We start from the raw sequence: 12,672 nt of genomic DNA, 5'->3' as shown, positions 1-12,672 counted from the left end.
CCTTGTTCCGGACGATACACCACTTTCGTCACTCAGGGACATAGTTTCTCTACGCTCCGTCACCAACAAGGGAGTTGTGCCCACCGAGCGCATCCGGACGAACGCGGAGCGTGCGCGCCGCACGTCATTCCGTGATCAACACCGTGTTCTCCACGGGCTCCCCGGCGGCGAACCGGCGGAGCTGACGGGCCACCAGACGCTTGGCCCGCGGCTCGAACGCGGAGCTGCTGCCGCCCACATGGGGCGTGATCAGGACACCCGGAGCATGCCAGAGCGGATGGCCTGAAGGCAGTGGTTCCGGATCGGTGACGTCCAGCGCGGCGCGCAGCCGGCCCGACTCCACCTCCGCCAGAAGGGACTTGGTGTCGACGACGGGTCCGCGGGCCACGTTCACGAGCAGCGCGCCGTCCTTCATGCGGCCGAGGAACTCGGCGCCCGCGAGCCCCCTCGTCTCCTCCGTGAGCGGCGTGGCAAGGATCACCACGTCGGCCCGGGGCAGGAGTTGGGGCAGCTCGGCGAGGGCGTGCACCGGCCCGCGCGCCGTGGTGCGCGCCGTGCGCGCGACCCGGACGATCCGCTCGCACTCGAAGGGGGCCAGCCGGTCCTCGATGGCCGCGCCGACCGCTCCGTAGCCGATGATCAGTACGGACTTGTCCGCGAGGGCCTCGTAGAACCCGAACCGCCACTCCTCGAGGTCCTGGCCGCGCACCATGCCGGGGATCCCGCGCAGGGACGCCAGGATCAGGGTGAGCGCGAGCTCGGCGGTGCTCGCGTCGTGGACGCCCTTGGCGTTGCACAGCCGTACGCCGGGGGCCAGATCGCCGAGGCCGCCCAGGACGTGATCGACCCCGGCGGTCAGGGTCTGGACGATCCGCAGGCGGGGCATCGCGGGCAGCGGGCGCAGGGTGACGGCCGGGGACTTCATGTACGGGGTGACGTAGAAGACGCAGGCGGCCGGATCGGCCGGGAAGGTCTCCTCGCCGTCCCAGTGGCGGTAGCGGAAGGAGTCGGGCAGGCCCTCGATCTCCTCGGCGGGAAAGGGGAGCCATACGTCGAGGGGCTCGCGGTTCTCTGCAGTCATGATCAGGAGGCTATGCCAGGGGATCCGGATCGACCCGTTAGTTTGTGTGCCGGAACCGGGGGGACCAGGGGGACGCACGGTGGAGCGCAGGTCGATCGGGTCGGGGGCGATGACGGTGGGAGCCGTCGGCCTCGGCTGCATGCCGATGAGCGGGGCGTACGCGCCCTCGCGCAGACGGCGCGAGGACTCGCTGCTCACCGTGCACACGGCCCTCGACCTGGGGGCGAACCTGCTCGACACCGCCGATCTGTACGGCCCCTACACCAATGAGCTGCTGCTCGGCCGGGTGCTGCGCGAGCGCCGGCCCGACGCCTTCGTGTCCGCGAAGGCGGGGCTGCGGGCCGACGGGGTGCACACGGTGGCCGACGGGCGCCCCGGGTACCTGCGGCGGGCCTGCGACGCCTCGCTGCGGCGGCTGCGCACCGACGTCATAGACCTGTACCAGCTGCACCGGGTGGACCCGGACGTGCCGGTCGAGGAGTCCTGGGGGGCGATGGCGGAGCTGGTGGGCGCGGGGAAGGTGCGGGCGCTGGGCTTCTGCGCGCTGGGGGCGGGCACCGGGCCGGGCGCGGGGCGGCGCGGGGACCGGGCGTACGAGACGACCGTGCGGCACCTGGAGCGGGCCCAGCAGGTGTTCCCGGTGAGCGCGGTGCAGGCGGAGCTGTCGGTGTGGTCCCCGCAGGCGGCGTGGCGGCTGCTGCCGTGGTGCGCGGCGCGGGGGGTGGGGTTCCTGGCGGCGATGCCGCTGGGGAGCGGGTTCCTGACCGGCACGCTGGTCCCGGGTGAGGGATTCGAGCCGGAGGACGTGCGGGCCAGGCATCCGCGGTTCACGGCGTACGCGATGGCGGCGAACCAGGTGCTGGTGGCGGGGCTGCGGCGGGTCGCCCGGCGGCACGGGGACGAGGTCACGGCGGCGCAGGTGGCCCTGGCGTGGGTGCTGGCGCAGGGGCCCCAGGTGGTTCCGGTGCCCGGGACCGGGCAGGCGCACCGGGCCGCGGAGAACGCGCGGGCGGCGGAGGTGCGCCTGACCGCCGAGGACCTGGTGGAGCTGTCGGAGCTGCCGGCGCCGATGGGCGCCTGAGACAGCGCCCGAAGCGCCGCCCGAAGCGCCGCCCGCACCAGGTCCCGAACCACTCGATCGAGTGTACGAATGGCGGAACTTGGAGCAGGGTCGACGCTGTTGAGTCGTGTGAGGGCACGATCGGAGGACCGGAGGGGAGTACGGCGATGCGATACGGACACGAGCGTGGACAACGGCCGGGACACGGGCCGGGACACGGCCTGCCGCAGGGGCCGGGGCAGGCCCAGGGGCCGGACCGGGACCGGGTGCAGGATCGGGCGGGGGTGCAGGGTCGGGCGGGGGTTGCGCCGCGGGCGTACGGCGGCCCGCGCGGCCGGGCCCGCGGGGTGCTGGCGGCGTTCGCCCTGGCGGGATGCGGGGCGCTGCTGGCGGCGGGGTGCTCCCCGCCGGACGGCGCCGGAGCCGGGCCCGGCGATGCGCCACCGGGCACGACGGCGGGCTCCGCGCCGCCGGGGGCCTCGGGCGGCCCCTCCGCCTCGGCCTCCGTACCGCCGCCCAAGGGCGGGGTGACGGTGACCGGCGTGGCCGCCCAGGGTCTCGAGTCCCCGTGGGGGGTGGCTCCGCTGCCCGACGGGAACCTGCTGGTCGCCTCGCGGGACAAGGGCACGATCAGTAGGGTCGACGTCGGCACCGGCGCCGTGACGCCGGTCGGCAAGGTGCCCGGGGTCGCCCCGGGCGGCGAGGGCGGGCTGCTGGGCCTGGCCCTGTCCCCCGCCTTCGCCTCGGACCTCATGGTGTACGTCTACTTCACCACCGAGTCCGACAACCGCATCGCCCGGCTGCGCTATGACGAGAAGAGACCGGCCGGCGATCAACTGGGCGCACCCGACACGGTGTTCAGGGGGATCCCCAAGGGGCTCATCCACAACGGCGGACGGATCGCCTTCGGCCCGGACAAGATGCTCTACGCCGGGACGGGCGAGACCGGGGAGACCGGGCTGGCCCAGGACAAGAAGTCGCTCGGCGGGAAGATCCTGCGGATGACCCCGGACGGGGAGCCGGTGCACGGCAACCCGGAGGCAGACTCGGTCGTGTACTCGTACGGGCACCGCAATGTGCAGGGCCTCGCCTGGGACAAGGACAAACGGCTGTGGGCGGCCGAGTTCGGGCAGAACACCTGGGACGAGCTGAATCTGATCGAGCCCGGCGCGAACTACGGCTGGCCTGAGGCCGAGGGCAAGGCCGGCAAGCCGGGGATGCGCGATCCGGTGGCGGTGTGGAAGACCGACGAGGCCTCGCCGAGCGGGATCGCCTGGGCACAGGGCTCCGTCTGGATGGCCGGGCTGAGGGGGCAGCGCCTCTGGCGGATCCCGCTGGCCGGGACGGAGCCGGTGGCGGAGCCCGAGGCGTTCCTGGCGGGCGAGTACGGCCGGCTGCGCACCGTGGTGCCCCTCGGTGGGGACAGGTTGCTGCTGGTCACGAGCGAGACGGACGGGCGCGGGTCGCCGGAAGCCGGCGACGACAGGATCCTGACACTGACGGTGCGATGACCGGCGGGCCCCGGCGTGGGGACGAAAGGTGCGGTGGACGCGGTGTTCAACATGATCGAGGAGCTGTTCAGCCCGGGGCGCAAGCACACGGACGAGGAGAAGAAGCGGCTGGAGCTTTCCCGGACCGACGTCAGTGACGGCGACCCGGGAAAGGGCCCGATAGACCTGGACTCCGGCAAGGTGCTCATACGGCCGAAGGAGGACCCGGCGGCCTAGGGGCTGGTGCCCCTAGGGGGAGGACGTCGCCTTCACCGCGTCCCGGCCGACTGCTGGGCGACGGGGCCGAAGAGCCGTAGCCGGTGCGCCAGGGCGGCGGCTTCGCCGCGGCCCGCGACGCCGAGCTTCGCCAGGATGTTCGAGACGTGCACGCTGGCCGTCTTCGGGGAGATGAAGAGCTCCTCGGCGATCTGGCGGTTGGTGTGGCCGGCCGCGACCAAGCGCAGCACGTCCCGTTCGCGGCTGGTCAGGCCCAGCGCCTCGACCGGGTCGGCCTCCGGAGCGAGCAGGGCCTCGGCGGCGCCCGCGGGGACGAGCGGGAGCCTGGCGCGCTGCGCGAGCAGGGCCAGGTCCTCGCGGAGCCTGCGGGCACCGAGCTGCTCGGAAGTGGCGTAGGCCTCGTGGAGCAGCCCGGCGGCGGCCTCGCGGTCCCCGCCGGCCGCCAGCAGGGCCTCCACGAGCCGGTGCCGGGCCCTGGCCAGCAGGTAGGGCCGCTCCAGGGCGCGTACGGCCGCTTCCACGGCCGTCCAGTCGGCGACGGTGTCCCGGGCCTCGGCCCGCAGCAGCTCGGCCCTGAGGAACTCGGAGTGGGCGGTCCACAGCGGGACCGGGGTGGCCAGGGTCCGGGCGGCGGCGCGCAGCACCCTCAGCGCCTCCTCCCGGCCGGCCTCGGCGACCGGCAGGCCCCGGGCGTCGGCTTCGGCCGAGGCGGCGGCGAGCAGCAGCGGCCAGGCGTAGCGGTGGTTGCCGAGCGGGAAGCCGAAGTCGACGGCTGCGGCGACCTCGGTGCGGACGTCGGCTATCCGCCCCTCCCCCGCGGCCACCCCGATCGCGAGCCGGGACAGCGGGATCTGGTGCTGGGGCTGGCCGTCGTGGGATCCGAAGTGGGCGCGGGCGGCGGTGAGCTGGGCGGCGGCCTCTGCGAGCTCGCCGCGGGCCAGGGCCAGGTAGGCCAGCCGTCCGGCCGCGGCGGCGCGCGGGGCGGCTCCGCTGCTGACGAGGGCCAGGGTGCGCCGGGCCTCCGCCGCGGCCTCGTCCCAGCGGCCGAGGCTGTACAGGCTTTCCGCCATGTTCCCGCGGACCCAGGCCTCGGAGTCCATCAGCTGGGACTTCTTGACCAGTGCGACACCTTGTTCGGCCAGTTCCACGGCTTCGCGGGACCGGCCCAGGCTTTCCAGATGAGAGGTGAGGTTGATGTGTGCCCGTCCCACCAGCATGCCGAGTCCGAGTTCTGCGGCCCTGTCCTTGACCACGTACATCTCGGCGAGTCCGCGCTCGGGGGCGCCCGTGTCGACGAGCAGGCTGCCGACGGTGATCCGGGCGTTGAGCTCGGTGTCCTCGGCGCCGACCATCCGCGCGTACTCCACGGCGCGTTCGGCGGCGACCAGGTTGTCGGGTCCCGGCGTGTGGAGCATGCCCCAGCTCGCGGCCCGGACCAGGACGTCGGCGTGCACCTGGGACGGGGGCAGCCCGCGGACGAGTTCCTGTGCCCTGGCGAGCTCTTCCCAGCCGTCACCGCGGCCGAGGCCGGTGATCAGCCGGGAGCGTTCGGTCCAGAACCAGGCGGCGCGCAGCGGGTCGTGGCCGTCGTCCAGCGACCGCAGGGCCGTTTTGGTGAGCTTCAGTGCACGCTCGCGTTCCCCGCCGAAGCGGGCCGCGACGGTCGCTTCGGCCAGCAGGTCGAGGCGTTGCAGCGGAGTGGTCTCGGGGTCACAGCCGCAGGGCGGGTAGACCTCCGTGTAGTCCGCCGGGCGCAGCGCTCCGCGCACGTCTTCCGGCACGGCCTCCCACAGCTCCATGGCCCGCTCCAGCAGTCGCAGCTGCTCGGAGTAGGCGTGCCGGCGCCGGGCGGCCACCGACGCGGCGAGGACGGCGGGCAGGGCCTTGACCACGTCGTTTGCGTAGTACCAGTAGGTGGCGAGCCGGATGACCCGCTCCTCCGCGCGGATCAGCGAGTCGTCCTCTTCGAGCGCCTCCGCGTAGCGGCGGTTGACGCGGGCGCGCTCCCCGGGCAACAGGTCGTCGGAGACGGCCTCGCGGACCAGGGAGTGCCGGAAGCGGTAGCCGTCGCCGTCGGAGGTGGCGATGAGGATGTTGGCGCCGACCGCGGAGCGCAGGGCCTCGATCAGTTCGTCCTCGGTGAGCCGGGTGACGGCGCGCAGCAGGTCGTACTCCACGGTGGAGCCGCCCTCGGCGACGATGCGCACGACGCGCTGCGCGGCGTCCGGGAGGACTTCGACGCGCACCAGGAGGAGGTCGCGCAGGGATTCGGTGAGGCCGGTGAGACAGCCGCTGGCGCGGGAGGCGACGAGTTCCTCGACGAAGAAGGCGTTGCCGTCGGAGCGGTCGAAGACCGATTCGACGAACTCCTCGTCGGGCTGCGAGGCGAGGATCCCGGCGAGCTGGCGGCGCACTTCGGCCCGGTTGAAACGGGACAGCTCGATGCGCTGGACGGTGCGCAGCCGGTCGAGCTCCGCGAGGAGCGGGCGCAGCGGGTGGCGGCGGTGGACGTCGTCGGCGCGGTAGGTGGCCACCACGACGAGCCGGCCGCTGCCGAGCGCGCGGAAGAGGTAGGAGAGCAGGTGCCGGGTGGAGGTGTCCGCCCAGTGCAGGTCCTCCAGGACGAGGACGACGGTGCGGTCGGCGGCGAGGCGTTCCAGCATCCGGGCCGTCAGTTCGAAGAGCCGGGCGGTGCTTTCCTCGTCGTGCGGGCCGCGGGGGGTCTCGCCCAGTTCGGGGAGGATGCGTGCGAGTTCGTCCTCCTGGCCGACGGCGGCCGCGGCCAGCTCGTCGGGGAGCAGGCGGTGCAGGGTGCGCAGCGCCGTCGAAAACGGGGCGAAGGGAAGTCCCTCCGCCCCGATCTCCACACAGCCTCCGACGGCTACGACCGCGCCGCGGCGGTCGGCCTCGCAGAGGAACTCCTCGGTGAGGCGGGTCTTGCCGACCCCGGCCTCGCCGCCTATGAGCAGTGCCTGCGGCTCCTGGCCGGCGGCGCGCGTCAGGGCGTCGGTGAGTACGGCCAGTTCGTCGGCTCGGCCGACGAACACCGGGCTGACAGATCTGGTCTCCACGCCGCCGAGCATCGCACAGAGGCCCTGCTCACCGGCACTGGATATTGGTGCGCTTCTCATCACGTGGGGGTTCGCACGGTCTCGCGACGCGGGTTACGCGGCGCGGGTGAACCGGCCGCGCTGCCCTCTCACCGACCCCTCCGGTTCCTGGCTCCGGGAGAAGACGCGGCGGGCCTTCTTCGCTTCCCGGACCAGACGGTAGGCGTCGGCCTCGCGGATGAGGTCGGCGCGGCGGGCGGTGGCGATCTCGTACTCGAACATCTCGTGCTCCCTGGTTCGCTTTTCTCGGACACCTCGTTCGGTGTGATCCAAGATTCGCGCCCCAGGGGGTGCCGGCACATCGGGAGCATGCCGCATCTGCGGGAGCCGTGGGGCCTTAGGCCGGGACCCGGGGTCCCTGAGGTGGCCTAAGGCAGTACCTAGACGGGCCGCCGGGCGGCCGCGGCCTAGGCGGCGGGGGCCACCGGGAGGGCGAGCAGGTACATGAACAGGAAGGCGATCACGCCGATGACGGCGACGACCACGGCGGCCCAGGACACGGAGCGGACCCAGGCCGGGAGGGTGCGGCCGGAGGCGCCGAAGGCCGGGCGGGCCAGCACGAAGACGGCGATGAGCAGCGCGATCGTCGACAGGACGCCGTTGACCAGGGCGGTCATGTGCCAGGCGTTGCCGTACAGCGCCTCGATCTTGTCCTCGGTGGAGGTGGCGGTCGCGGAGCTGATCTGGCCCTTGAGGGTTTCCCGCTCGCCTATGACGCGGGAGGTCCAGCTGCCGCTGAGGGCGATCAGGCCGAGACCGGCGGCGACGATCGCGGAGGCTCCGGAGGCGACACCACTGCTCTGCTCCTCGTCGGCCGCGGCGTCGAACTCGTCGTCGAGGTCGGTGGCGAGCTCCTCGCCCTGGACCTCCTCGGTGGAGGCGGCGTCCGCGGCGGCCGGGGCGGTCGTCTCGTCGGTGGCGGCCTTCTTCAGGTCGGCCGGGGAGTCCGCCTCGGGAGCGGTCGGGGCGGGGGTCTTGGTGGTGTCCATGCGGGGCACCGTAGGCGGCTTTTCTGAGAGGTTCCTGAGAATCCGGCCGGGCAGCGGGCAGCGCCCCGTCCCGGTCCCCCGGGGAGAGCCGGGGCGGGGCGGGGGCGGGCGGCCGCGGGGGGTGGTTACGCGGGGCGGGCCGCGGACCACTCGTGGGCGAGGAGCGCCCAGATCTCGGTGTCCTGGCGGACGCCCCGGTGGAGGTGGTTCTCGCGCATGACGCCTTCACGGGTCATGCCCAGGCGCTCGGCCACGGCGAGGCTCTTCTTGTTGCCGGAGGCGGCGTGCCACTCGACGCGGTGCATGCCGCGCTCGCCGAAGGCGTAGTCGATCAGGACGCGGCAGGCCTTCGTCACCAGGCCGCGGCCGGCCGCGGCGGGCTCCAGCCAGCAGCCGATCTCGCAGTTGCCCGTCCCCGCGTCGAACGCCGGGAAGAGGACCCCGCCCACGAGGGTGCCGTCGAGCCTGATCCCGAAGAACCGCGCGCCGTCCTCCCCGGCCGTGACCGCGTACTTGGCCAGCAGGGCCCGGGCGGACTCCAGGTCGGCGGACCGGTCGGGGAAGCCGACGTACCGGCCGATGAACTCGCGGCCGCGTTCGATGTGGGCGAAGAACTCCTCCGCGTGCCGGGCTTCCAGCGGGAACAGCTGGGCGTCGTCGGCGAGGTCTATCGAGAACATGCGCGTTCTTCCTTGGCTATCGAGCGGCGGGTGGCCGGATCACCGGGAGCTGGTCGCGGGCTCGGCCGCGTCCTCGCTCGTGGCGTGGTCCGCGCCGGGCCGCTGCAGGGGAAGTTTCGCATGCGGACGGCGCTCCGGGGGCTCGATGCTGATCTTCGGGAGCCTGCGGTCCAGCCAGGCGGGCAGCCACCAGTTGGCTCCGCCGAGCAGGTGCATCAGGGCCGGGACGAGGAGGGTCCGCAGGACGAAGGCGTCGAGGGCGACGGCAGCGGCGAGCGCGATGCCGAACATGGCGATGATCCGGTCGCCGCTGAGTACGAAGGCCAGGAAGACGGAGATCATGATGACGGCCGCCGAGTTGATGACCCGGCTGGTCTCGGCGAGGCCGACGCGCACCGCCCGCTTGTTGTCCCCCGTCTCCAGCCACTCCTCGTACATCCGGCTGACGAGGAAAACCTGGTAGTCCATGGACAGCCCGAAGAGCACCGAGACCATGATCACCGGGAGGAAGGGCTCGATCGGCCCCGCGCTGCCCAGCCCCAGCGGTTCGCTGCCCCAGCCCCACTGGAAGATCGCGACGACGACTCCGAAGGAGGAGGCGACGGCGGCGACGTTCATGGCGGCCGCCTTGACCGGGATGCCTATGGAGCGGAAGGCCAGCAGCAGGAGCAGGCAGCCGAGCGCGATGACCACCCCGACGAAGAGCGGCAGTTTGCCGACGATGACCTCGGCGAAGTCGTCGTACCCGGCGGTCACGCCGCCGACGTGCACCTGCATGGAGTTGTCGTGGCCGGCGCGCGGGATGACGTCCTCGCGCAGCCTGTCGACCAGCTCGCTCGTGGCCCGGGACTGCGGAGAGGAGTCCGGTACGACGGTGAGGACGGCGGTGTCGCCGCTGCGGTTGAAGACCGCCGGCCCGGCCGCGGCCACGCCCCTGGTCGTACGGAGCGACTCGGCCAGCGCGTCCACCGCGACCCGGTCGCCGGCCCCGCCGAGGCGGGCCACCACGGTCAGCGGGCCGTTCATTCCCGGGCCGAAGCCCTCCGCGAGCAGGTCATAGGCCTTGCGCGTGGTGGACGCGGCCGGATTGTTGCCCTGGTCGGAGGTGCCGAGGTGGAGGGAGAGCGTGGGCAGTGCCAGCACCACCATGACCGCGGTGGCGACCAGGCCGAGCAGCTTGGGGTGGCGCTCGACGAAGGCCGACCAGCGGGCGGCGAAGCCGGTGACCGCGTCGGGCTGCGGACCCTCGGCGGCCAGCTTGCGGCGCTCGCGGCGGGACAGCGCGCGCATGCCGATGTACGAGAGGAGCGCGGGCAGCAGGGTCACCGAGGCGGCTACGGTCAGGACCACGGTGAGGGAGGCGGCGATGGCGACGCCGTTGAGGAAGTTCAGCCGGAGCACCAGCATGCCGAGCAGTGCGATGCAGACCGTGGCCCCGGCGAAGACCACGGCCCGGCCGGTGGTGGCGACGGCGCTCTCGGCGGCTTCCTCGACCGGGAGTCCGCGTTTGAGGCCCTTGCGGTGGCGGGTGACGATGAACAGGGCGTAGTCGATGCCCACCCCGAGGCCCACGAGGGTGCCGAGCATCGGAGCGAAGTCGGCGACCGGCATCGCGTGGCCGAGCAGGGTGATGCCGAAATAGGCGGTGCCCACGCTGACCAGGGCGGTGGCGATGGGCAGCAGGCTGGCGGCCAGCGACCCGAAGGCCAGGAACAGCACCAGCGCGGCGATGGCCACCCCGATGACCTCGGCGAGGTGCGCGGAGGGAGCTTCGGTGAGGCCGATGGCACGCCCGCCGAGCTCGACCTGAAGGCCGTCCGCCTGGGTCGCCGGGTTCCTCGCCGCGTCGACGACGGCCTTCGCCTCGCCCTTCGGCACCGAGTCGGCCTGCCGGTCGAAGGTGACCACGGCGTAGGCGGTACGCCCGTCGGGGCTGATCCGGGCCCCGCTGTCGGGCCCGGGACCATAGGGACCGGCAACCGAACCGACACCGGGCAGCCCGGCTATGGAGTCGAGGGCCCGCGTCATGCGCTGCTGCACGGCCGGCGTCCGCACGCTCTGCCCGTCCGGGGCCCGCCACACGATGGTGTCGGTATCGCCGCCCTGCCCGTGGAAGCCTTCCCGCAGCAGGGCGTGCGCCTTGGCGGACTCGGTGCCGGGTACCTCGTAGTCATTGGAGAACGCCGCCCCGGCGCCGACCGCGGCAGCGGCGGTCCCGCCGAGGGCGAGGAGCCAGAGCAGGACGGCAACGAGTCGGTGCCGCATGCACCAGCGTGCGAGGGCTGACAACGGACGGGCTCCCTGGTGGTTCGGATCTTTACCGGGGAACGGCCCGTCGGAAAGAACGCGTGAACACTGAAAACTGAACGCTGGGCGTCTGGAATTTTGGTGCGGCGGTTGGTCTACACCTCCACGATCGCAGCGCCGCGTGATCGTTGGCGGCCATCGTGGGCAGCGTCACAGGCGTGCGGGCAGACGCGGGACCATGGTCACACGGGGTTCGGAGCGGAGGTCCGGCCGGACTGGTCGTCTGGGTGGTTGGCGAGGTGGCCGTCTGGGTGATCGTCGGACTGACTATCGGGGTGGCCATCAGGTGTTGCGTCGGTGCGGTAGCCGGGCAGCGAGGGCCAGCGCACGGTGAGCACCACCGAGTCCTCCTCCGCGCACCAGGAGTGGTCGACTCCGCGCCCCCACACGACGTAGTCCCCTTGGTCGGCCAGGACGACGCTTCGGCCGGGGAACTCCAGCCGGAACCGGCCGCTGATCAGCACCTGCAAGGCCGTACGGGACTCCCCCCGCACCCACTGCGCCCGCTCCTCACCCTTGGGGTGGACGCCCCACTTGATCTCCACGTCCTCGCTGTGACGGGGATCCCCGGGCTCCTTGAAGTGCCCCAGCAGCCAGCCCCGGTCGGCGGCGGCATCGGGGGTGGCCTTGCCGGTGTAGACGGAGGGGTGGGTGGACGGGTGGGTGGGATGGATCGGGTGGGTGGGGTTGGTGGGCTTGGTGGGGTTGGTGGGGTCGCTCACGGGGGTGAGGCTAATGCAGTTGTCGGACCCGTCGGCGGCTGGTGAGCTGGCCGGATGACTATGGATCCAGACGACCTGCTGAAGGTGCGCGCCGAGTTCGACTCCGTGATGCGACGGGAGGCCCGGCCCGACACCAGTGACGCGCGCGTGGAACGGGTGGGCGCGGTCGTACGGCAGATCGTGCCCGGCACCGGAGGGAACATGGTGCTCTGGTCGGACCTCGACGAGCACACGGCGGACGCGGCGATCGCGGAGCAGGTGGCGTTCTTCACCAAGCTGGCCGATCGGGGCGAGATCCCGTCGGCGGAGTTCGAGTGGAAGCTGTACGGCCACGACCACCCCGCCGACCTCGGGGACCGGCTGCGCGCGGCGGGCTTCGTGGCGGAGCCCGCGGAAACACTGCTGGTGGGACGGGTGACGGACCTCGCCACCCTGTCGGTGGAACCGCCGGAGGGCATCACGCTGCGGGTGGTGACCGATGAGGCGGGCGTGGACCTGATGATGGAGGCCCACCGCCGCGCCTTCGGCGCGGATCGCCCGCGCATCAAAGACCTGATGCTGAACCTACTGCGGGACGAGCCGGACACGATCGAAGCCGTCGTCGCGATGGCGGGCGACACCCCGGTGAGCGCGGCCCGGATGGAGATGCGCCCGGGGAGCCCCTTCGCAGGCCTGTGGGGCGGCGGCACGGTCCCGGAATGGCGAGGCCACGGCATCTACCGCCTCCTGGTGGCTCACCGCGCCCGCGTGGCGGCGGACCGAGGCATCCGCTACCTCCAGGTCGACGCATCGGAGGACAGCCGCCCGATCCTGGAACGGCTGGGCTTCGGTGTGTTGGGGGTGACGGTGCCTTGGGTTTGGGAGGGATAGGGGTAGGGGGTGCGGGGAGCAAGGAGGAGGTGGGGTGTGGGGGTGGGCCGGCTTGTGCTGCGGGTGGGGTGGTGGCTTTGACAGGGGTTCGGGGGGCGTCCCGGTAGTCCAGTGTTCTTTCGGCGT

General features: G+C 72.7%; 11 protein-coding genes. 4 read left to right on the top strand and 7 right to left on the bottom strand.

The window, feature by feature from the left end:
• Nucleotides 1–124 precede the first annotated feature (124 nt).
• Entirely contained in the window at nucleotides 125–1,081 is a 957-nt protein-coding gene (locus ACFYM0_RS29295; protein WP_388506565.1) for a 2-hydroxyacid dehydrogenase, read from the bottom strand.
• A 79-nt stretch (nucleotides 1,082–1,160) separates the two neighbouring features.
• Between ACFYM0_RS29295 and ACFYM0_RS29290 the strand changes: the two genes are divergently transcribed.
• From ACFYM0_RS29290 to ACFYM0_RS29280, 3 genes are all read left to right on the top strand, one after another.
• Entirely contained in the window at nucleotides 1,161–2,162 is a 1,002-nt protein-coding gene (locus tag ACFYM0_RS29290; protein WP_388506563.1) for an aldo/keto reductase, read from the top strand.
• A 326-nt stretch (nucleotides 2,163–2,488) separates the two neighbouring features.
• On the top strand, nucleotides 2,489–3,652 hold the full coding sequence (locus ACFYM0_RS29285; protein ID WP_388506821.1) for a PQQ-dependent sugar dehydrogenase: 1,164 nt from the start codon (nucleotides 2,489–2,491) through the stop codon (nucleotides 3,650–3,652).
• 33 nt (nucleotides 3,653–3,685) lie between these two features.
• Complete coding sequence (locus ACFYM0_RS29280) at nucleotides 3,686–3,868, top strand: DUF6191 domain-containing protein (RefSeq protein ID WP_388506561.1); 183 nt, start codon at nucleotides 3,686–3,688, stop codon at nucleotides 3,866–3,868.
• A gap of 32 nt (nucleotides 3,869–3,900) precedes the next feature.
• Here ACFYM0_RS29280 and ACFYM0_RS29275 read toward each other — a convergent pair whose 3' ends face one another.
• The 6 genes from ACFYM0_RS29275 to ACFYM0_RS29250 all read right to left on the bottom strand — a co-directional run bounded on the left by ACFYM0_RS29275 (nucleotide 3,901) and on the right by ACFYM0_RS29250 (nucleotide 11,628).
• Nucleotides 3,901–6,951 (bottom strand): AAA family ATPase, encoded by a 3,051-nt coding sequence (locus ACFYM0_RS29275; protein ID WP_388506819.1) that lies wholly within the window; start codon nucleotides 6,949–6,951, stop codon nucleotides 3,901–3,903.
• A gap of 81 nt (nucleotides 6,952–7,032) precedes the next feature.
• Entirely contained in the window at nucleotides 7,033–7,200 is a 168-nt protein-coding gene (locus ACFYM0_RS29270) for a hypothetical protein (protein ID WP_388506559.1), read from the bottom strand.
• Between the two features lie 185 nt (nucleotides 7,201–7,385).
• Entirely contained in the window at nucleotides 7,386–7,967 is a 582-nt protein-coding gene (locus ACFYM0_RS29265; protein WP_388506558.1) for a hypothetical protein, read from the bottom strand.
• A gap of 125 nt (nucleotides 7,968–8,092) precedes the next feature.
• Complete coding sequence (locus tag ACFYM0_RS29260; protein WP_388506557.1) at nucleotides 8,093–8,647, bottom strand: GNAT family N-acetyltransferase; 555 nt, start codon at nucleotides 8,645–8,647, stop codon at nucleotides 8,093–8,095.
• A gap of 39 nt (nucleotides 8,648–8,686) precedes the next feature.
• Entirely contained in the window at nucleotides 8,687–10,936 is a 2,250-nt protein-coding gene (locus ACFYM0_RS29255) for an MMPL family transporter (protein WP_388506555.1), read from the bottom strand.
• Nucleotides 10,937–11,136: 200 nt separating this feature from the next.
• Complete coding sequence (locus tag ACFYM0_RS29250; protein WP_388506817.1) at nucleotides 11,137–11,628, bottom strand: signal peptidase I; 492 nt, start codon at nucleotides 11,626–11,628, stop codon at nucleotides 11,137–11,139.
• 108 nt (nucleotides 11,629–11,736) lie between these two features.
• Between ACFYM0_RS29250 and ACFYM0_RS29245 the strand changes: the two genes are divergently transcribed.
• The gene (locus ACFYM0_RS29245) at nucleotides 11,737–12,546 is read left to right on the top strand and encodes a GNAT family N-acetyltransferase (protein ID WP_388506815.1); all 810 of its coding nucleotides are present in this window, start codon (nucleotides 11,737–11,739) and stop codon (nucleotides 12,544–12,546) included.
• The last annotated feature ends 126 nt before the right edge of the window (nucleotides 12,547–12,672 follow it).

The sequence above is a fragment of the Streptomyces sp. NPDC006487 genome (assembly GCF_042870555.1).
In the GTDB taxonomy this organism is placed as follows: Bacteria; Actinomycetota; Actinomycetes; order Streptomycetales; family Streptomycetaceae; genus Streptomyces.
The sequence above is the reverse complement of the archived record's forward strand: the minus strand, read 5'-3'. Positions and strand labels throughout refer to the sequence as shown.